Origin of the sequence: Lacrimispora amygdalina, assembly GCF_900205965.1 — a bacterium.
Lineage (GTDB): Bacteria > Bacillota > Clostridia > Lachnospirales > Lachnospiraceae > Lacrimispora > Lacrimispora amygdalina_A.
In genome coordinates, this window is sequence record NZ_OAOF01000009.1 from 1 (window position 1) to 19903 (window position 19903).

The 19903-nt window shown below is 40.2% G+C and carries 20 protein-coding genes; 13 read left to right on the forward strand and 7 right to left on the reverse strand.

Annotated elements, in window-relative coordinates; all coding sequences use genetic code 11:
• The first annotated feature begins 508 nt into the window (after positions 1-508).
• Both CRO04_RS13180 and CRO04_RS13185 read left to right on the forward strand, forming a co-directional pair.
• Positions 509-2287, forward strand: coding sequence for a DUF342 domain-containing protein (locus CRO04_RS13180; protein ID WP_097004722.1), 1779 nt, complete (start codon positions 509-511; stop codon positions 2285-2287).
• Between the two features lie 20 nt (positions 2288-2307).
• Positions 2308-2691 carry a response regulator transcription factor gene (locus CRO04_RS13185; protein ID WP_097004723.1) on the forward strand — a complete coding sequence of 128 codons (384 nt, stop codon included), beginning with the start codon at positions 2308-2310 and terminating at the stop codon, positions 2689-2691.
• 102 nt (positions 2692-2793) lie between these two features.
• Here the strand turns inward: CRO04_RS13185 and CRO04_RS13190 are convergent, their stop codons facing one another.
• The 6 genes from CRO04_RS13190 to CRO04_RS13215 form a co-directional block, all read right to left on the reverse strand.
• On the reverse strand, positions 2794-3579 hold the full coding sequence (locus CRO04_RS13190; protein WP_242974484.1) for a lytic transglycosylase domain-containing protein: 786 nt from the start codon (positions 3577-3579) through the stop codon (positions 2794-2796).
• Between the two features lie 27 nt (positions 3580-3606).
• The gene (locus tag CRO04_RS13195) at positions 3607-4668 is read right to left on the reverse strand and encodes an N-acetylmuramoyl-L-alanine amidase family protein (protein WP_166432556.1); all 1062 of its coding nucleotides are present in this window, start codon (positions 4666-4668) and stop codon (positions 3607-3609) included.
• Positions 4665-6032, reverse strand: coding sequence for an N-acetylmuramoyl-L-alanine amidase family protein (locus CRO04_RS13200; protein ID WP_097004725.1), 1368 nt, complete (start codon positions 6030-6032; stop codon positions 4665-4667). Before CRO04_RS13200 ends, CRO04_RS13195 begins: the two co-directional genes overlap by 4 nt.
• 83 nt (positions 6033-6115) lie before the next feature.
• On the reverse strand, positions 6116-6763 hold the full coding sequence (locus CRO04_RS13205; RefSeq protein WP_097004726.1) for a PilZ domain-containing protein: 648 nt from the start codon (positions 6761-6763) through the stop codon (positions 6116-6118).
• Between the two features lie 3 nt (positions 6764-6766).
• A complete protein-coding gene (locus CRO04_RS13210) occupies positions 6767-7114 on the reverse strand; it encodes an EscU/YscU/HrcU family type III secretion system export apparatus switch protein (protein WP_097004727.1) in 348 nt (115 codons plus the stop codon).
• Complete coding sequence (locus CRO04_RS13215) at positions 7101-8522, reverse strand: hypothetical protein (RefSeq protein WP_097004728.1); 1422 nt, start codon at positions 8520-8522, stop codon at positions 7101-7103. The genes CRO04_RS13210 and CRO04_RS13215 overlap by 14 nt, the downstream gene beginning before the upstream one ends.
• A gap of 127 nt (positions 8523-8649) precedes the next feature.
• Between CRO04_RS13215 and CRO04_RS13220 the strand changes: the two genes are divergently transcribed.
• The 11 genes from CRO04_RS13220 to CRO04_RS13270 all read left to right on the forward strand — a co-directional run bounded on the left by CRO04_RS13220 (position 8650) and on the right by CRO04_RS13270 (position 18564).
• Positions 8650-10761 carry a chemotaxis protein CheA gene (locus tag CRO04_RS13220; protein ID WP_207654450.1) on the forward strand — a complete coding sequence of 704 codons (2112 nt, stop codon included), beginning with the start codon at positions 8650-8652 and terminating at the stop codon, positions 10759-10761.
• 26 nt (positions 10762-10787) lie between these two features.
• Positions 10788-11285, forward strand: coding sequence for a chemotaxis protein CheW (locus CRO04_RS13225; protein ID WP_097004729.1), 498 nt, complete (start codon positions 10788-10790; stop codon positions 11283-11285).
• A 13-nt stretch (positions 11286-11298) separates the two neighbouring features.
• Positions 11299-12111: a CheR family methyltransferase gene (locus CRO04_RS13230; protein WP_097004730.1), complete on the forward strand. Its 813-nt coding sequence runs from the start codon at positions 11299-11301 to the stop codon at positions 12109-12111.
• A gap of 140 nt (positions 12112-12251) precedes the next feature.
• Positions 12252-13301, forward strand: a complete 1050-nt coding sequence (locus tag CRO04_RS13235; RefSeq protein ID WP_097004731.1) for a protein-glutamate methylesterase/protein-glutamine glutaminase — start codon at positions 12252-12254, stop codon at positions 13299-13301.
• Between the two features lie 104 nt (positions 13302-13405).
• The gene (locus CRO04_RS13240) at positions 13406-13729 is read left to right on the forward strand and encodes a flagellar biosynthesis anti-sigma factor FlgM (RefSeq protein WP_097004732.1); all 324 of its coding nucleotides are present in this window, start codon (positions 13406-13408) and stop codon (positions 13727-13729) included.
• Positions 13722-14147 (forward strand): flagellar export chaperone FlgN, encoded by a 426-nt coding sequence (gene flgN, locus CRO04_RS13245; protein WP_166432557.1) that lies wholly within the window; start codon positions 13722-13724, stop codon positions 14145-14147. The genes CRO04_RS13240 and flgN overlap by 8 nt, the downstream gene beginning before the upstream one ends.
• Positions 14144-16186: a flagellar hook-associated protein FlgK gene (flgK, locus tag CRO04_RS13250; protein WP_097004734.1), complete on the forward strand. Its 2043-nt coding sequence runs from the start codon at positions 14144-14146 to the stop codon at positions 16184-16186. The genes flgN and flgK overlap by 4 nt, the downstream gene beginning before the upstream one ends.
• A gap of 14 nt (positions 16187-16200) precedes the next feature.
• Positions 16201-17211: a flagellin gene (locus CRO04_RS13255; RefSeq protein ID WP_097004735.1), complete on the forward strand. Its 1011-nt coding sequence runs from the start codon at positions 16201-16203 to the stop codon at positions 17209-17211.
• A gap of 21 nt (positions 17212-17232) precedes the next feature.
• Positions 17233-17841: a DUF6470 family protein gene (locus CRO04_RS13260; RefSeq protein ID WP_097004736.1), complete on the forward strand. Its 609-nt coding sequence runs from the start codon at positions 17233-17235 to the stop codon at positions 17839-17841.
• A gap of 20 nt (positions 17842-17861) precedes the next feature.
• Complete coding sequence (gene fliW, locus CRO04_RS13265) at positions 17862-18308, forward strand: flagellar assembly protein FliW (RefSeq protein WP_097004737.1); 447 nt, start codon at positions 17862-17864, stop codon at positions 18306-18308.
• A 1-nt stretch (position 18309) separates the two neighbouring features.
• Complete coding sequence (locus CRO04_RS13270) at positions 18310-18564, forward strand: carbon storage regulator (RefSeq protein WP_097004738.1); 255 nt, start codon at positions 18310-18312, stop codon at positions 18562-18564.
• A 2-nt stretch (positions 18565-18566) separates the two neighbouring features.
• On the opposite strand, the gene CRO04_RS13275 is transcribed toward CRO04_RS13270, so the two are convergent.
• Entirely contained in the window at positions 18567-19799 is a 1233-nt protein-coding gene (locus tag CRO04_RS13275; RefSeq protein WP_097004739.1) for a nucleotidyltransferase family protein, read from the reverse strand.
• Positions 19800-19903 lie beyond the last annotated feature (104 nt).

The window sequence follows — 19903 nt, forward strand, 5'->3', positions numbered from 1 at the left end:
CATTTTTTTCATTTTCTTCAAAACTTTTCTCATCGGTCATCGATGTGTTTTTGGAAGAAGTTTGCCGCCGTTTTCAGCGGCGAGGTATATCATACCAAAGCTTTCGACAAAAGTCAACACTATTTGAGAATATTTTGTCGATAACTTTTTCCGGTTTCAAGCTATGTTTTTTACCGTTAAAGTAACCCAAAAGTCATCTTATGTGTTATATTATTGGTAGAAACTGTCGATATATATTTATAATTGTACAAAGAAGGAGGTGTTCCCTGTTACCGGTTTGTCTGGATGAAACATATGTATTCGTTATCCAGAAACTAATCCAGGCATAATACGAAACTGTTACAATCATTAAATATTATTTGGCCGGCAAATGTTATATAATGTAATGAAGGGACTGCATGCTTATGTAAGATGCTTTCCTTAATAAAAGCGCATTTATGGGGACTATACTATATTTTGCCGACACCGGACAAATTGACCGGTAGTCCATACGTTAGGGGAGAATAAAATGAAAGATAACAACAAAAAAGGATTCTTTGGCCTTTTTCATCATGCAAAACGAAATGTAGAAAATCTGGAAGAAAACGAAGCACCTCATTCCGAACCGGATGATTCATCACAAAGTGAAGGAAGTGAGGTCATCGATCATAATACAACACCAACCTCCAATTTCCCCCTCGATTCTGAGCAGGCTGACGAACCAGATGAAAAAGAAATTTCTTCGCTTGCTTCAATCTGGGAACCTTCTGATGATCCTTTGATTCTTCGGGTTAATGAAGAACTTCTGGAAATTGAACGAAGACAATTTGCCATGAAGATGAAAACACTCTCTAATATCTATAAAAAGAATGCAGAAGCTGTCGTTAAGACTACGGAAAAAACTACAGATGATACCACAAAGGAAACTACGGATAAACCGGAACCCAAAGCCGCACAGCCCCAATTATTTATCTCAAAAGACTGTATGGCAGCCTGGATATACGTAATTCCTCCAATGAATGGCGGTTCGGATATCAGTGAAGAAAACCTGCGGTCTGCCCTTGCCCATGACCGTATAAAAACCGGGATATTGGAAGAGACAGTGAAATCGATTGCAAAAGATCATATTTACGATCAGGTATTGCTGATTGCCAAAGGTGTTCTTGCCAGAAATGGTATCGACGGTACCATAAAAGATCATTTTGAACGAGTCGTACAATTAGAATTTGAAGAAGATGAAAACGGTTCTGTAGATTATAAAACTTTGAATAATATACAGTCTGTCAAAGAGGGAGAGGTCATATGCGAAATAACTCCTGCCATTCCCGGGGAAGACGGAATGACTGTAGAGGGTCAGAAGTATCCCTGTACGGTAAAAGGAATTTCCGTCTCAGTACCTTCAGGACGTAACACACAACTGACAGATGACGGTACTCTCCTGATCTCCCAGAAAACAGGACATGTTACCTTTAGCAATGGGAAATTCCAAGTCGATCCCTTGCTGAAGATAAACGGAAATATTGATAATAGTACAGGAAATCTGGATTATGATGGTGATATTTTTATTTCAGGTGATGTAAGAAATGGTTTTACTGTAAAGGCCACCGGAGGTATTGATATCCGCGGTTCTGTAGAAGGTGCTCAGATTACAGCACAGGGACCGATTACAATCGCCAGCGGAATGTCCGGGAACGGGCGGGGAACCCTTACCTCTGATTCATATATCAAATGCCGTTATCTGGAGCATTGTACTGTAAAGGCCGGAGGAAATGTTTACGCAGAAAGTATTATCAATTCCAAAGTACAAAGCGGAGATGAAATTATGGTGACATCTGGTATCGGTGTTATTATTGGAGGATCTCTGCTTGCAGCCAGCAATATTAATGCAAATGTCATCGGTTCAAAAGTACGCCGTCTGATTACGGAATTAATCATTGCAAATGTCCCCAAAAACGTTGAGGAATCTACCCGGCTTACCAGGGAATTAGATCAGCTTCATCATAACCTTTCGGAAATTACGAAAAATATCACTTATCTGGAATCCGCACAAAGACCTGATAAGCAGCACCTGCTTGAGAGTTTAAAACAGGCTGCGGATTGTCTCAATATCAGAGAACAGGAAATAAATAATCGTTTAAATGAAATCGCACCCGACGATGCAGAACAGATCGGTCTGATAAAATGCAGGCAGCTTTTACCGGTAGTCCGTGTTCGAATAGGTTCCTCCAGCCTTTTGATTCAGGATGAATGCTCCAGCAGCGTAATATATAAAAACAGTGAAGGCGAGATTACCATAGGAACTAATTAGTTCTTTGAAAGGGAAAGATTATGAAAAAAACGATTATGATTGTAGATGATTCCATTCTGATAAGGAATGAAATCGAAAAATTTATTGAAGGAACAGATTATGAAGTAATCTGTCAGTGCCGAAGCGGAGAAGAAGCTTTGGATACATATGAAAGAACGAATCCTGATATCATTACTATGGATATTATTTTACCGGGAATCGATGGATTGGAAACTTCCAAACGTATTCTTGAGAAATATCCAAAAGCAGGAATCGTCATTATAAGCTCTCTTGTGTATGACAAAACAATCCAGGTCGTTAAAGAACTGGGGCCGGCAATACCTTTTGTTTTTAAACCTATTAACCAATCATTTTTTATCGAGTCTCTAAAAAAAGTCAGTAATTATTCGAATGCGGACTCATAACGATTCAGCCAATGCATAACAAAACACGCCATCGATTGCGGACATACAATCGGTGGCGTGTTTTGTTCATCAATTTTAAGGTAGAAATGTTCCTCATAACTCCTACAATAAACTACCTTCACTGGAATCATTTACATCAAATTGACCAGATATACCGCCTGAGGCCATCTGCATTCTCAGCTTCATAAGTTCAATCAGATATAAGGAACTTGTTTTTTGCGATGTAAGATCAACATTGGTCCCGTCCGCTTTACCTGCGATTGATTTTAATAAATCAAACCATTGGGACCCATAGTTATTAAGTAAATCCTGGTAATTGCCGGAAGGATCAGAGACCGAATCGTTGGAATAGCCTAAGGCGTATAATTCTGCATTCTCCTGATTATCTGATTCTCCCATATCTTTCATTATTTTCTTGACATATTCCTGAGTCTCTTTAAAGGGAGGAATCCCTCCATATTTTTTTACGTTATTACTTCCTGCATTATATGCTGCAAGAGCAAGCTTTACATTTCCATTATAGTGATCCAGATGTTCTCTTAAGTATTTGGCGCCACCTAATATATTACTACGCGCATCATAAGGATCTGAAACCCCTAATGCTCTTGCTGTAGCCGGCATTAACTGCATTACTCCGGCTGCACCTTTGGGTGAAGTCGCTGCCGGATTAAAATTGGATTCAGCCTTGGCAACTGCTTTCAGCAGCTGCTTCGAAACTCCATAGGTTCGGGATGCCTCTGAAAAAATGGATTCCATATTTTGAGGAACTTCCTTTACAGACTTGAGAATCTTTTTAAAATTACCAGTGGATCCCCCTGTTGTCTGTCGTTTTTCCAATGCCTGTGCTCTGCCTAATGCCATCATCTGCAACTGATCGATCGTCGCCACTTTTTCATCCTCCTGTAACTATCGCCTCTACTTAATCCATTTTCCGTCAGCACCAACCTGATAGCCGTCAATGGTTGTACTGCTTGCCATGCTTCCATCTGAATACATGTAATACCACACTCCTGGCTGTGACTGAATCCAGCCTGTCAGCATCTCTCCGCCTGCAGGATTTAAGAAGTACCATTTTCCATTAACAAACTGCCAGCCAGTCAGCAGCTTGCCATCTGCAGGGTTTAAATAATACCACCTGACCCCTGTCTGTACCCAGCCCGTCTGGCGCACACCATTTCCATCAAAATAATACCAGTCATTTAAAATCTGCTTCCAGCTGTTTCTTGGTGTACCTCCATCTTCTTCTACATAGCTGCTGCCCTTCCATGTACCAGTCGTACTTCCTTCATACTCCATAGTAATGTCCTCTGAGGTAACATAATCTCCCGCTTTCATATACTTGCGGTCATCTGCTGTGTAGCCGATGGCACGGACTTCATAATAATAAACAGCGTTCTTATCCATACTATCGGACAGATCTACCGTGTTGGTATTCACTGAAACTCTCTTTTTTAATTTATCGTCCGCATAGAGAGCTACCTGATAACCTGTTGCAAATTCTACTTTATCCCATACTGCTTTCGTTTTTCTGCTGTCAGTCCAGCCGGCGCGTGCCGTATTGCCAAGCTTTACAACTGGGGTATAATCCACTTTTATTTCCAGGGTATGATTATCTAATGCTTTTGCAGAGACAAATTTTGCACCGGTTATTTTACATTCTGACCGGTTATAAGCTTCTTTGAAAATCGTATCTGCTGAGGTTAAAAATACACTTGCCCGTTCAGATTTGGCAGCCTTCCAATTGCTGATATCACGTTTCCAGACAGTATCGTCAACACTTACGCCTGAAGTTGTTGTAGTTATTTCCGGCATCAGAATCTCCTGGTCACCATACTGACTGGCAAATTTTAAATTCACACTGCGTATTACTATCGATTCTTCTGCATGGATTCTGACAGCTGTAATCCCTGACAGCACTGCTGCGATCAGAAAAGCTGAGATCATACAGAATAATCTTTTTCTTTTTAAACTTATCATTGTTTCCATACTCCATCTTCATCTACCTGATAGCCATCTATTACTGTGCTGACAGCCATCACTCCATCCTTCGGGTTAAAATAACGCCATAGTCCGTCCACTTTCTGCCAGCCGGTCTGCATAACGCCATCTTCCCCGGTATAGTATGTCTTTCCTTCCCGGGTGAAGAGTCCCTTCAGCATGGCCCCCTCCAGGTTAGCCTGTATCGTATTTAGGTAATACCATCTATCAACCTGATTAATCCAGCCGGTCTGCATGGCTCCTTTATTATTAAAAAAATAATGATAACCATCAATTACCTGCCAGCCCGTTGCAGCTGCACCCATAGGTGCTTCGTGCCCATTATCCGGATAGAAATAATACCAGGTGTTATTGATCTTATTCCAGCCTGTTACCATGGCCCCGCTGGCACTCATATAATAAATATCAGAATCTGTGAGAAACCAGCCTGTTATCATCTTTCCGCTTCCATCAAAGCAGTAATATACATCATCCAGCATAAGCCAGGAATTTGCCTGAACACTTCCGTCCGCATACCGGTAATACCAGACGCCCGACTGCTCTTCCCAGCCGGTCTTCTTTTCTGCATTGGATGTCTTGCCGGCAACTGTATCTGACTCTTTTCCGGTTCCATCAGAAACATCCCTGTCTCTGATGACCAGCTCATCCGACTCTACCCAACCGCTTTTCTTACCATTCTTAAGCTCATCTGTTTTAAATGGAACCGAGCGGATCTTAAAGGAATAAGTGCCTTCCTCTGTCATATACGGATAAAAATTATAGGTGGTTGCTTTCACCTGTTCTTTTTTCAAAATCACTTTTTTTCCGCGGTAAAGCCATAATTCATAGGCACCTGATGTATTATCTCCTTTTGACCATATCGCCTGGCCAAGCCTCGTATCCTTCCAGCCAATATCCTCCGGTTCCGCATACAGCCCTTTGATCGGCTTGGCTCTCAGCGTAACAACCAGATCACTGCCGTCCCGCCTGGCGCTTACGTATGTCCCGCCGCTCACTTTAACCTTAGTGGCTTCGTATGAGGATTTAAAGTAAGCATCATACTCATCGGACGGTGTCAGTGTGACACTCATCTTAGGTTCTTCTCCAATGGTCATATCCTTTGAAGTGGAAGTAACCCACTCCGCGTCTCGTATCGTATATTTTTTGTCACTGGCGGTTACATAACACTCTCCGTCTGTCTGATTAATCTTTATGTCCGGCAAACGGTCTCCAGCTTCAATATTCAGTGAGACTTTTACACTGACTGAGTTTATGGCCTCCGTAGCCGTTACCTTCTGAGCAGTAAGACACAGACAAAGTGCGCTTAGAATGCCCACTGCCAAAGCTTTCCTCTGTTGTTTCATTCAATCGCTCCTTTACTTATAACTTCATGCTGAATAAAGCCTATAAAGTATGTATCGGCACATAAAGCTAAAGTCATAAGCAATTACTGGATTTTTCTCCTTTTCAGCTGCTCCTGAAATGTGTATTTTCGAACCATGGACTCCTGATATTTGGATAAGTCGAAATAACGGCTTCCATAACGGTAAAAAGGTTCTTCTCCATTCTCGGCCACTTCTTTCACCCATAGAACACTTGCTTTTAGTCTGGTATCTCCTGCATCTGTCTCAAATGAAAAGGAAAAGATCTGATTTTCCTTAAGCTTCTCCGAAGATTCAAATCCAATCCCACCTGCACTGATGTCTTTGATCTTCGCCGGCAGATGGATTACGTTTCCCTGTTCATCACTGGTTTCCAGCATGGAAGAGATCGATACCCTTACCTTTAAATCTCTTCTTCTCTGCTCCACACCAATCAATTCGTCAATTCTGCAGGGAACCTTATAAATCGCTCTTCCTATGTCTCCGCTCTCTGTTCCAACAACTTTGACTCTGGCAGATAAGCTGCATTTGCACGTTACAAGCCCCTGAATGCCGTCGTAGAATACAATAACCGATTCCGTATTAACCTTATCCATATCTTCTTCCTCAAAGATCAGTGCCAGATTCTCCTTATCGGAATCGATCACTTTTACCTCTGCCAGAAAAACACCATCTAAAGAATAAATACAAGCCTTATCACATTCCCTTAACATAAATCATTCCACCGTTTCTTCTATATTTGTTTCTTCTTCCTCTGCTTCATTCACATCTTCTGCTGCTTCGATCTTTTGTTTTCCAGGTACATAATCCAGAAAATACAGGTATATATCTACAATTGTCTGATACAGTTCTTCCGGGATCTGACTCCCTAATTCAAGCTGAGTCAGCATGGTTGCCAGAGAATTATCCTCGTAAACCGGAATCCCGTTCTCATTTGCCATTTCCACAATCTTTTCTGCTGTATACCCCATTCCGGAAGCTACAATTACAGGCGATGTGTTTTTTGAATCATCATATTTTAAGGCAACCGCCTTTTTATTAAGTGTACTTTTAAATTCTGACATCGACTGAATTCATCCTTTCCTGGATTTTAGGAAATACCGCTAAAAGAGAAGAAGGTCCTTCTCCTGACTGCAGGATTATACGGTCCGCCCTGATATGATTTTTATCAAGAATACCCTTAATTCCCTTCTGGATACCTGCTTCGGATTTTCTAAGCTTCTCCGGATAGTAAAGCTGAAGAACCGGGCTGTTGTCTCCATAGAGCATTAACAGCTTGAACTGTCCAAGCTCTGCTATCTCAAACTTTATAAATATTCTGGCAACGCGCTCTGCTCCTGCCTGAGTGCTGCTGCCCTCTTCGTCCGGATCAATCCACATTTCAGTAAACAACTTCCTTCCATTAATATCCATAGGGAACGCAAGGTGGAGAAGCGGCATATAAACACTTTCGTTCACTACCAGTGACTGGATTATATTCAGAAACGTCTGTCTGTTTTCCAGACCGGTTCCGCCGTTTACTCCTGTTCTTAAAAAATCAAGTAATTTATCTGACCACTGGTTCTTTCCTGCTGCCTGTTCCATATCTACCTGTCCAAGCAGTTCTCCAAATTCTTCAGCAGTCGCCGAACCAAAATGTCTTCTGAATCCCTGGTATCCGGTCAGTTTTGTAAATGCCTGTAAAACTTCCTGCCTGTTTCCATTCTCATATCTGGCCATAAGCACAGTCAGAAGAGAGATTTTGTCGCGAACCGTCCCCATGTCATGATTGGCCGAAATATACCGTCCCATAAAAGGAAGAATTTTTTCTTTCAGGAGTGAACTGTTACCGTCCGTATCTCCTTCTGCCGCAGACAAGTCCAGTTCTTTTAACATCTCCTCAAGCTGCGCTGCCGTCTGCTTAAACACATACCCTTCCATATCTTTTACAGTATTAAATATATCATGAAGAATATGCTTTCCGGAAGACATATCGTTAAATTTTTTAATAAAATTTAAAATGTCCGATTTTAAATCCACAGAACCGGTTTCAGCCATGACCTGTCTTAACTGGTCAAAGATTCCCCCGTTGAAGCGGACAGACGATTCCGCCTGCTCTTTTAAGAATCCCAGCACATCTTCTTCCTGCATCTGGGTTGCTTTAAAAAAAGAAGCAATTTGTTTTGCTGCTTCTTCTCCCATTACACCACCAGTCAGCATCTCTTCCCCCTGGAAAAAAATATCGGAAAATATCCGCGTGATGTCTGGCGAATTTTTAATCATATTGAGAAATGTGCCAAAATTAGAACGATACTGAAATGCCAGCTGCTGTTCCTGGTTTCCTCCGGAATCAGTCCGGTTATCCCCCCGCATTACTTTTGACGGATCTACAGGATTTTGTACCTGTGGTCCCTGGCCTGCCTGGGGGTTGTTTTTAATCGTGGAATTATCATATCCGGACATTGGAGTTGTTACTTTCAGAATATCTGCCATACTGTGCCTCCATACAAGTGATGTTTCATATATTTTTTTCAAAAGGTTGTTTGATTTACTATTATTTTTTTTCCAGCCATACCGATAAATAATTATATACTATACTAGACAAGGCGGTGTAAATATTATGGATAACGGCATGGATAATATGCTTGATATGTATCTCTTTGAAACCAATTCTCTACTGGAGCAATTGGATGAACTCCTGATAGAAGCCGAAAAAGCAGGAGATTTTACGGTGGATGATGTGAATGAAATCTTTCGGATCATGCATACCGTTAAAGGTTCTTCTGCAATGATGGAGTTTAATTCTCTGATGCAGATCGCTCATCACATTGAAGATTTATTCTTTTTTATCCGTGAGAACGGCCTGGATTCACTCGATAGCTCTCACAAAAGCACCCTTTTTGATTTGATGTTTCGTTCCACTGATTTACTTCGTGCTGAAGTTTCAAAGATTCAGAATAATGAGCCACTTAGTGATAATGTCGACAATCTGACCGAGGAAATTAATAGTTTCCTCAAAAAAATCAGTAAGGATAATAAAGATACACCTCAGGAAACAAAGAAGCAGGAAACCCCCGCTGCAAAAGAAAGTGCCAAACCGGCTCCTGCTGCAGTTGCTGATCTGAACGAAGTCCGCATGGACCTTGCAGAATGCCCGTATGATAACGCTGCCTATTTTCTTCGTATCTTTTTTGATGAGGGCTGCGGAATGGAAAATCTTCGCGCATTTATGCTGATCAGCTCACTGAAAGAATCCGGACTGGAATTTAATTTCTACCCGGGTGATGTGGAAACTAATAGCCAGAGCAGTGTGTCTATTATTGAAAAGGGATTCTATATCGCTATTGATTCCCACGAGTCCGCCGATACTGCAATCGCTCAGATTAACAACATGAATAACATACGTTCTTATGAGTTGATTCAGAATGCACGGGCGAAGAACGCAGCTGAGGAAAAGACACCGGAGACAGCCGCTGCACCTGCTAACCGCGAAAACACTGCACCTGCCAATACACCTGCCGCCAGCACCGGACATCAGATGCCCAGCAAGCAGAATCTGATCAGTGTAAATTTAGCAAAACTCGATAATCTTGTTGCAATTGTAGGTGAAATAGTAATTACCGAATCCATGGTAACCTCTTCCCCCGAAATTCAGAATCTGAAGAATCTGGATAGTTTCTTAAAAGCAACCAGACAGCTCAGGAAGCTGACAGATGATCTGCAGGATATCGTTATGTCTCTGCGCATGGTGCCCATTTCCGGTGTATTCCAGAAGATGAACCGTATTGTCCGGGATATGAAGCAGAAGCTGAAAAAAGATGTGCGGCTGACCATTGTGGGAGAGAATACGGAAGTTGATAAATCCATTGTGGACAGCATCGGCGATCCGATCATGCATATTGTACGTAATTCCATGGATCATGGAATTGAAGAGACTGCCGAAGAACGTATCAGGGCAGGTAAGAATCCTCAGGGTGAAATTATCCTTTCTGCCAGCCATACCACCAATGAAGTCATTATTTCCATACGTGATGACGGACGGGGCGTGAATCCTGCCGGTGTCCTTGCCAAAGCAAAAAAGAACGGAATTCTTACGAAACCGGAAAGCGAATACACCCAGAAAGAGATCCTTTCTCTCCTGTTAGCCCCAGGCTTTTCTACCAACGAAACTGTTACTGAATTTTCAGGCCGTGGTGTGGGAATGGATGTTGTAAAGAAAAACGTGGAATCCATAGGAGGAACGATTACCATTACAAGCGAGCTTGGAAAAGGAATGTGCACCACTTTAAAGATCCCGCTTACCATGGCAATTGTTGACGGTATGGAAATATCAGTAGGTAAATCTGTATTTACCATTCCGATCGCCAATATCCGCCAGTCCTTTAAAGTGAAAAACGATGAAGTTATTTACGATACAGAAGGAAATGAAATTATCAGATGTATGAACCAGTTCTATCCGATTATCCGCATTCACAGACTTTATAATATTGAAACAGAAATAACCAGTATTGAAGACGGTATCCTGGTATGGGTTGAATCCGGAGACAAATCCTATTGTCTGTTCGTTGATGACCTGCTTGGGGAACAGCAGGTGGTAGTGAAGCCACTTCCTGTTTACTTAAACAGCTTTAATATCAAGGATTCCGGTATCAGCGGATGTACCATTCTTGGTGACGGTAATATCAGCATCATATTAGACGTTTTAAATCTGTATGCTGCAGCTCATAATTAATTTTAATTAGAAATGGAGGAATACAAATGTCAGCAGAAAGTACTAAAACAGCTATGAGTGGTGCGGATAATTTATCAAATGATAATATTGTTTCTGAGGCAACGGAAGCCATGGAGCGTTATCTCACCTTTCGCACCGATAATTTAATTTTTGGAGTAAGTACAAACTATATAATAGAAATCATTACCAATCATGTTATCACTGCCATGCCTATGATGCCAAACTACGTAAAAGGCATTATCAATTTAAGAGGTCAGATTGTTCCGATTATTGATATCAGGCTCAGGCTTGGAAAACCGGCAATCGAATACACAAGCACTACCTGCGTCATTGTTTTAAATGTTGATTCTGTATATATCGGAATTATCGTAGATGCAGTGGAGCAGGTTCTGGATATAGATTATTCCAGAATTTCATCTGTTCCAGCAAGCAACCGGGAAGAACTGGTCAGCGGCATGATATCCATGCCAGACAATAAAGTGGTTCTGCTTCTGGATTGCGTAACATTAGTTAATAACTCATAAAGGACGGGGCTCTATGTTAACACTCTCACAGCAAGACTTCACACGGCTGGTTCAGTTTGTGAAAAAAAATTACGGGATTGATCTTTCTAAAAAGATGCAGCTGATTATGGGCCGGTTATCCAATACGATTATCTCTATGGGATACACTTCCTTTACGGATTATATCGACCAGATAACTTCATCAAGAAATCCCGCCGACCTGGAAGTAATGCTGAATAAGCTTACAACAAATTATACTTATTTCATGAGGGAAGAAGCACATTTCAATTTTTTCCGTGAAACTATTCTCCCATATTTATTAGCAACTAAGAAAAACAAGGTTTTAAGTATATGGAGTGCTGGCTGTTCTTCCGGTGAGGAACCCTATACCATTTCAATGATCATTAAGGAAACCCTGGGGGCGCAGGCCGCCCTCTGGGATACCAGGGTTCTGGCTACCGACATATCCCAGAACGCCCTGCGGGCTGCAAAGGAAGCAGTATACGACGAAGACTCACTCAAGAATTTATCACCTGCATGGATATCCAAATATTTTGTTAAGACAGCGGAAAAAGGAATTTATTCAGTGGCTCCCTCCATTAAGTCCAATGTTATTTTCCAGACATTCAACCTAATGGATCCCATACGATTCCGGTTAAAATTTGATGTTATTTTCTGCAGAAATGTTATGATTTATTTTGACCAAAGCACCAAAGATGCTTTAATCCAGCGTTTCTACGATGCGACGTCTCCAGGAGGCTATTTAATGATTGGCCACTCGGAAACAATTAACAAAGAAAAAACACCTTACAAATATCTCATGCCAGCTACATACCGAAAAGAATAATCTGCCTAATATAAAATCTATTTACCGGTGTAAAATCCGGTAAATGGATTTTATATTACACAGATTTATTCATATAATAGGAATGACCATAAATCATTTTCTGACTGTATAAATTACAGCAACAAAGAATGGAGTATATTATGAATGAAAAAATTAAGGTTTTTATAGTAGATGATTCCATGCTTTTCCGTAAGGTATTAATTGATAATCTCTCACAGAATCCAAATATAGAAGTTGTTGGGTATGCCATTGATGCATTTGATGCAGAACGCAAGATCCCTTCCGTGAAGCCTGATGTCGTGACAGTTGATGTAGAAATGCCGCGGGTAAGCGGGATCGAATTTGTAAAAAAACTACTTCCGATTTATCCGGTTCCTGTGATACTGGTGTCTTCTCTGAATTTAAATGTATTTGAAGCTCTTTCTGCAGGAGCAGTTGACTTTGTACGAAAACCGGATATGTCCATGAGCATTACTGCTAATACATTTTTAAATACATTGATGAGCAAAATATTTATTGCATCCAGAGCTAAAATCAAAGTTCCTGTAAAAGTCATCCCTCCGGCAGCACCTGTCACAGCGTTAGGGGGCAATAGACCTTTCGGTCTCAATGCCTATAATACAGTCATCGCAATCGGAGCGTCAACCGGAGGGACAGAAGCCACGCTACAGGTTTTAAAAGATCTTCCTGCAGACACACCAGGAATCGTGGTCACCCAGCACATGCCCGAGGGATTTACCAAGATGTATGCAGACCGTTTAAACCGTCTCTGCCACATGAAAGTAAAGGAGGCACAAAGCGGTGATGCAATTGAACGGGGTCAGGTGCTGATCGCACCGGGAGATTATCAGATGAAAGTGGTTCGTATGGGAAGCCACTACAGTGTAAACTGCTATTCCGGTGAAAAGGTAAGCGGTCACCGGCCTTCTGTAGATGTATTGTTTCAGTCTGTTGCGGATACAGCAGGAGCTTCCTCTGTTGGTATCATTATGACCGGAATGGGGCGTGACGGTGCAGATGGTCTTCTCAGCATGAAAAAGAAAGGTGCTTTTACCATAGGGCAGGATGCAGAAAGCTGTGTGGTCTACGGTATGCCCATGGTTGCATTTAATATTGGAGCTGTTACCACCCAGGTTTCCTGTCCGAACATTTCCAACGTGCTTTTAAAGTATTTATACTCATTAAAATAAAGAAAAACCTGGATTAAAAGTTAATATTTCTTATAAAATGACGATAATATAACTGTGATATAAAAATATAAAGTTTCTCAAAGCTCTCAGAAAGGAGTAATTTCATGCGTATCTCATCGAATTATCTTAATACGCTGTATAATACATCCATGATACGACAAAATCAGGACTCAACCAGCAGCCCGGCTAATGAATCAGCAAAAACAAATTACGATGAAATCACCATACGTTCTGCTTCCCAGGAAGATATGGATTCAAAATTTGCTGCCACGCTAAAGAATATGCTCATGAATGAAATCAAGAATCCGGCGTCGGACGAAAAGCTGAATCTTCTAAAGGAACGAATGGAAAACGGTACCTATCAGGTAGATGCCAACAAGATCGCAGAGAAGATTCTCTGGTACAAAGGAGCAGATATTAATGAATGAGTTTACAACTATCATGGAAGATCTGGTTGAGCTCTTCAAAGAGCTGACTCAGATCGAACAGATAAAAATAGAAGCTGTAAAGAAGAACATGGTAACTTATGTGGAGGACTGCATGAACAAGGAACAGGCAGCCGTCTTAAAACTGAGAGGTCTTGATAAAAAACGTGAGACCTGCCAGAAGAACATGGGTTTCGAAGGGTACACCTTTCAGCAGATTCTTGAAAGTACAACGGGGGAGGAACAAAGCCGGCTTCGTCAGCTGTTTGACACACTCTCCTATCATGTGGGTATCTTTCAGGATACAAACGAAAGTGCCAGGGCTATGCTGGAAATAAGCTTACATAATATTAACAAAGCCATTTCGCGCACCCATCAGGAAAACTCAAAGGATAAAAAGAATTGGGAGGGTCTCATATGACACGATCTACATTTTCCGGTTTTACCATCGCTCAGCTTGCTATGACTGCCAGCCAGCGTGCCCTTGATGTTACCGGTCAGAATATTGCCAATATTAACACGAAGGGATATACAAGGCAGCGGGTTGATCTTGTAAGCCTGAATTTACGAGGCGCTGATCCAACCAGCACCGGTCCTGGTTCTAAAATCGGGTATGGTGTTGAAATTACTGGAATCTCCCAGATCAGAGATCCATTTCTTGATGTCCAATACCGTAACCAGATTGCAAAAGTAGGCACTGCAGATGCCAGACAGGCGGTTTTAGATCAGCTCGCTGATGTATTTGACGAGACAGATAAAGATGCATTAAAAAAGGCTCTCAGCGATTTAAGCAGCAGCTTAGACCAGTTATCTTCTAATGCAAACAACAGTGAATTTGACAGTATTGTCCGTTCCAGATGCCAGGTTCTTTTAAACTATATCCATCAGAAATCTGCGGATTTAAAGACCACCCGGGAGGAAACCATATATGGTCTGGAAAACACAGATATTAAAACTGTGAACAGCCTCCTTTCTGATATCGGAGAATTAAATGATACTATCTGGAAAGGGCAGATATTAGGCAATCCTTCCCTGGAGCTGATGGATCAGAGAAATAATAAACTGGATGAGCTGGCTGGTTATCTTCCGATTAGTGTAACCTACAAACAGGTTACCATCGGCTCAAGCGAAACATATAATTATCCTGTCGTAACATTAAATGGTTCCAACGGTATGAGTTATGATCTGACTGCTGGAGAACATGGTGAGAATTTTGCCTCCTTTGGGATGGAACAGCATAAGGGCACAGACGGGAATCCCGATGGAACAGTTCGTATTTCCATTATTCCCGCAACTGATTATCCCAAGGATGTGGATGTGTCTTCTTTTAAGACAGATATTACGGATTATTTAAAAGAAGGCTCTATTAAAGGCACTGTGGATATGTTAAATAAATCAGGAGAACTTGATGATCCTGCTACGGATTTCAGAGGTCTCGGGTATTACGAGAAGGTATTTGATGCCTTTGTGCAGAACTTTGCAAAGAACTTTAATGATTTAAATGGTAATATGCAACCCTATACAGGTGCCAATGTTATGCCATCTTCCGGCGCTGCTACGCCTATGACCACCACTGGAACAGAGCATGCTGAATTTGCATTTGGCTTCGCTAATACCACGGGGAATTTCTTAGCTGGTGAAACTATTAAGTTTAATGGTATAGAATACAAATTTGGAGATGGTACCGGAGGTACCATTGAAATAGGTGATACCCTGGATAAAACTCTGAAGAATCTGGAAGGTAAGCTGAATACAGACTTTGCAAGTTTAAATGTTGAAGGATCTCCTGTTGCCGGACAATGGAATTACGATGCCGCCAGTAAAAAGATGACCTGGACCAGCACTGCTCCCATGAGCGCCGGGATAAATATTACGAAAGACAGTATAAAGTATTCAGATGATACTGCTATTAATTTCACATACAAAGCAAATCCTAACAATATAAAAAACTTTGATTTATTTAGTACATCTGACGGCAGCAAGAAATTCACTGCTTCCAATATTAAAATAAACGATGACTGGATGAATAACTCCATTCATATTATCGCTTCCCACGACCCTGATGCAGGATCTACAGCCAATGATAATATTCTAAAGATGTTAAAATCATTAACTGATACAAGGGAATTTAAATATGAATATACCGTAGTAGACGGGACAGGCAATAAAACTTCCAAATCCATATCATTTTATACCGGCAATTATTCTCAATGTTATTCCACGCTTGAGAACAATCAGGGTATTGACAGTTCAAAAAATAAGGCAATACTGGACAATCATATATCAGTAGTACAACAGACTGCCAACAATAAGGATGCCGTTTCTGGTGTATCTTTGGATGAAGAGGGTATCAATCTGATGCATTTCCAGAAATCCTTCAGTGCAGCTGCACGTTTTATGACAACTCTGGATCAGGCTCTCGATACTCTGATCAATAACACTGGCGTAGTAGGCAGATAAAAGGAGGGAAAGAAATGAGAATTACAACAAATGCCATCATCAGAGATTACAAAGCTAATCTCTCTGCTTCAATCAATAATTTAAATGTATCTCGAACTCATGTTATGACTCAACGCAGTTTTAATAGTGTAGCTGAAGATCCTGCTTCTGCTGCCAGAGCCTCTCAGTTGCATCGTAAATATTACAAGAACCAGGATAACATAAAAATGCTTGAGAATGCACAGTCCAGGCAGGATGGGCAGGAAGATTCACTGAGACAAGTTTCAGATATGATTAAAAACATCAGTAAAAACTATAACGTCCAGGCAATGAACGGTACTAACCAGACTATGGAAGTAAGGCAGAGTTTTGCCTCCGCAATCCGTCAGCTTCAGAAATCAATGGTTCTTAGTATGAATTCATCCTATGAGGACACTTTTCTTTTTGCCGGATCTGATGGAAAAAATGCACCTTTTAATTTATCTGCAAATGGCACTCTTACCTATCGGGGAATAGACGTCAATGCAAGTAAAGGTTCTCCGGAATATGATAAATTAAAAGGAATGTCTCAGGAAAATCTGTATGTGGATCTTGGAATGGGATTAGAAATGGATGATTTCGATAAGGTTGTCTCTTCAACCGCCTTTAATATGTCGCTTCCAGGCATCAACGCAGTTGGATATGGAAGTGATGAAAATGGAATGAGTAATAACGTAATCATACTTGCCGGAAAACTTGCTGATGCTCTTGAATCAGAAAATTTCAATGCTGATGAATACGGAAAACTTATGAAGAAGTTTGATTCTTTAGGAACTAACATGATGAATCAAATCACTGAATTGGGTGTGAAATCAGAATTTCTTAATACTACAAAAGATCGACTTGGTGATGCTGAAATATCAATACAAGAACAAATGTCAGGTGTTGAAGGGGTTGATATGGCTGAGGCCATTACTAATTATTCGTGGGACCAATATGCTTATAATGCTGCTTTAAAAGTAGGTACAAGTATATTATCATCTTCTTTCATTGATTTCATGCGTTAATATTTACAGGAGGGACTTTATATGGAACAATTAATTCAGATTAAAACGATACCATTAAAGTATGAGTTGAGAATTCAAAAGGCTGAACTCAGATATAAAGGCTCCAAATCCGAAGTTGTAATGAATAGGGACAAAGGGAGCCTTGAAATAAATAGCAAGCCAATTAAGGTGAATATTGATACGTATGAAGCACGAAATTCAATTTGCCCTACAACCATGGAAAGCGTACGTCAAGCTGCTGCTGCCGGACTAAAAGCAGCATCTGACGCAACCGCTACATACGCAGAGGAGGCCGCTCTATTGTTAGATCCTAAAGTTCCAAATCCCCTTGACCAAATTATTCGCCAGCGTGCCCAGATGCCTACTGGAGAGTTTGGTTTAGCTTTTCTTCCAACTACTGGCCCTGATCTCGAGTGGTCTGCACCCGATCTGAATATTAAATATCAGATGGATAAACTAAGTTTTGATATTAAAGTTGCTAAAGGAGATTTTGAATTTATTCCTGGCAGTGTAGAATTTCTAATAACCCAAATGCCTGATGTAGAAATAGAGTATATTGGTAAACCGCTTTATGTTCCCCCCAGCGCTGGTGAAATGTTCGAACATACCGCCATTGACGTGCTGGCATAGACCTATACTTGGAGGTATATATGGAAATAAAAACACAATATTTTGGCTCTATCCCCTGTTCTGAAACGGAGATTATTCATTTCTCTGATGGATTATTTGGGTTTCAGGAGTTGAAAAACTATGTACCTTTATCATTTCAGGATAATAGTGATGCCCTGATTTCTCTTCAATCAATCGACGATTACAGAGTATCATTCATACTTATGAATCCGTTTCAGCTGTATTCAGAATATACCCCCGTTTTATCACCAGAAGACAGCAAATTATTAAAAGCATCCTATGATGAGGAAAATATATCTTATTATGTTATATGCGTAATTCATGATCAAATGGAGGAAAGCACAGTTAATTTTAAAGCGCCTATTGCTGTTAATACAGATACCAGAGAAGCAAAACAGGTAATTTTAGATAACCCTCTTTATAAATTTCGTCACCCTATTAAAGATTTTATCAGGAGGGAGAAATAATATGCTGATTCTTCAGAGAAAAAAGGAACAAGCCCTGAACATTGGAGATAATATTTCTATTACTGTACTGGAAATTGGAAATGATTGGGTAAAATTAGCAATTGACGCTCCCAGAGATGTATCTATACTAAGATCAGAGTTAGTTGAAGCTGCTTCAGCAAATCAGGAAGCTGTTTCTTTCCCTCTGAATGCCGGATCAATTTCTAAAATAAAAGAATTTATTTCTGATCAACGTAAAAACAACGGAAATACCTGATTTTACTTAGGTATCTCCGTTGTTTCATTTGAAACTTCATCAGTCTTTTGTTTTTTCTTTATAAATGGTATTCTTATGACTATTGGTCGCAGCAGATGTTTAACCTTTAGCAATATCTTCATCCGTAAATATCTTATGCAAAGCCTGCTAAAATATCTCCATAATCGAATTCCCCAAAAAAGCGGCAATAATATTGCCATTTTCCCTAAAAGCGGATAAATGGTTTCCATATATTTTCGATCTGGAAAAAGCCAGGAAGTCATTCTTTTTAATCCTTCAATACGACGATTTCTTGCATAACAATCTGCAACTGTTTTTATTAAAGGCAAAAGCTTAGAGCTGATCTCTCTTCCGTCACTCCCCTTTGTAAGGATATAAGCTTCCATTGCCTCATAAATTTCCATACTTTCCAGTACTGCTCCGGTACCAAACCATCTTAGTATCAAATGCTCCAGACGTTCTGCAAACTCTGCAATTTTTAACTTTTTAAGCTTACCATATATATATGGCCAGTTGAATTTCTCACTATAACTTTTATAAAATACCCAAAAATCCATTATCTGACTTAAACTAATATTTGCTTTGGCATAATTGTCGATTAATCTACACATTAAAAATATATATCTTTCATCTGGTGACAACTCCAGAACATACTTCTTTCTATTTTTCTGTGAGGATATTTTTAACAAATACTTAAAATATCTTCGCATAGAAGAACTAAAAAAAAGAGTATGATTAAAATTAAGCACCCTGATTCCAGGAACACGATAATACAACTGTCCTATTATTTCAGTCTTACGATTCTCAAAATCAATCTTTCTTAAAATCTCCCATATGGTCTTACTGTTTTTTCTATTAGAACCAAGCTCTATTGCTTCACGACAGCACATCTCTTCAATAGGATAACTTTTTACTGAGTCAGAATAGCTGAGATAGAAACAATTGACTTTCTCGTTCTCCAACAATGCTACTATCTGAGTTTCACTTTTTTGCAGACGTTCTACCCGATAAACGGATTCCAGATATTTATCAAAAAACTGCTGCCTTACAGATTGCTGTATATCCTGGTTTAGTCCTAAAATTCCATAATGAACAGCATGGGCAACACCATGATAATCAGCCAATCGAAACATCTTTTCCCAATCAAGTGGTCGTATAGGCTCTGGTGAAGGTTTTTGATTCATCACTGCAGATAGTAATATTAATAAATACCGTTCTTCATAACCTTTAATCATTCATTTTTCCATCCTTAATTAAATACAATGCATAATGCAAATATTATAAGATATATCAAACTTTTGATAACTATCTTAACTTTATAATATGATTGACCGATAAA

Excerpts from the sequence above, each read along its gene's own strand:
- CRO04_RS13180 (WP_097004722.1), top strand. The coding sequence starts at position 509 with ATGAAAGATAACAACAAAAAAGGATTCTTTGGCCTTTTTCATCATGCA.
- CRO04_RS13185 (WP_097004723.1), top strand. The coding sequence starts at position 2,308 with ATGAAAAAAACGATTATGATTGTAGATGATTCCATTCTGATAAGGAAT.
- CRO04_RS13195 (WP_166432556.1), bottom strand. The coding sequence starts at position 4,668 with ATGATAAGTTTAAAAAGAAAAAGATTATTCTGTATGATCTCAGCTTTT.
- CRO04_RS13200 (WP_097004725.1), bottom strand. The coding sequence starts at position 6,032 with ATGAAACAACAGAGGAAAGCTTTGGCAGTGGGCATTCTAAGCGCACTT.
- CRO04_RS13205 (WP_097004726.1), bottom strand. The coding sequence starts at position 6,763 with ATGTTAAGGGAATGTGATAAGGCTTGTATTTATTCTTTAGATGGTGTT.
- CRO04_RS13210 (WP_097004727.1), bottom strand. The coding sequence starts at position 7,114 with ATGTCAGAATTTAAAAGTACACTTAATAAAAAGGCGGTTGCCTTAAAA.
- CRO04_RS13215 (WP_097004728.1), bottom strand. The coding sequence starts at position 8,522 with ATGGCAGATATTCTGAAAGTAACAACTCCAATGTCCGGATATGATAAT.
- CRO04_RS13220 (WP_207654450.1), top strand. The coding sequence starts at position 8,650 with ATGGATAACGGCATGGATAATATGCTTGATATGTATCTCTTTGAAACC.
- CRO04_RS13225 (WP_097004729.1), top strand. The coding sequence starts at position 10,788 with ATGTCAGCAGAAAGTACTAAAACAGCTATGAGTGGTGCGGATAATTTA.
- CRO04_RS13230 (WP_097004730.1), top strand. The coding sequence starts at position 11,299 with ATGTTAACACTCTCACAGCAAGACTTCACACGGCTGGTTCAGTTTGTG.
- CRO04_RS13235 (WP_097004731.1), top strand. The coding sequence starts at position 12,252 with ATGAATGAAAAAATTAAGGTTTTTATAGTAGATGATTCCATGCTTTTC.
- CRO04_RS13240 (WP_097004732.1), top strand. The coding sequence starts at position 13,406 with ATGCGTATCTCATCGAATTATCTTAATACGCTGTATAATACATCCATG.
- flgN (WP_166432557.1), top strand. The coding sequence starts at position 13,722 with ATGAATGAGTTTACAACTATCATGGAAGATCTGGTTGAGCTCTTCAAA.
- flgK (WP_097004734.1), top strand. The coding sequence starts at position 14,144 with ATGACACGATCTACATTTTCCGGTTTTACCATCGCTCAGCTTGCTATG.
- CRO04_RS13255 (WP_097004735.1), top strand. The coding sequence starts at position 16,201 with ATGAGAATTACAACAAATGCCATCATCAGAGATTACAAAGCTAATCTC.
- CRO04_RS13260 (WP_097004736.1), top strand. The coding sequence starts at position 17,233 with ATGGAACAATTAATTCAGATTAAAACGATACCATTAAAGTATGAGTTG.
- fliW (WP_097004737.1), top strand. The coding sequence starts at position 17,862 with ATGGAAATAAAAACACAATATTTTGGCTCTATCCCCTGTTCTGAAACG.
- CRO04_RS13270 (WP_097004738.1), top strand. The coding sequence starts at position 18,310 with ATGCTGATTCTTCAGAGAAAAAAGGAACAAGCCCTGAACATTGGAGAT.
- CRO04_RS13275 (WP_097004739.1), bottom strand. The coding sequence starts at position 19,799 with ATGATTAAAGGTTATGAAGAACGGTATTTATTAATATTACTATCTGCA.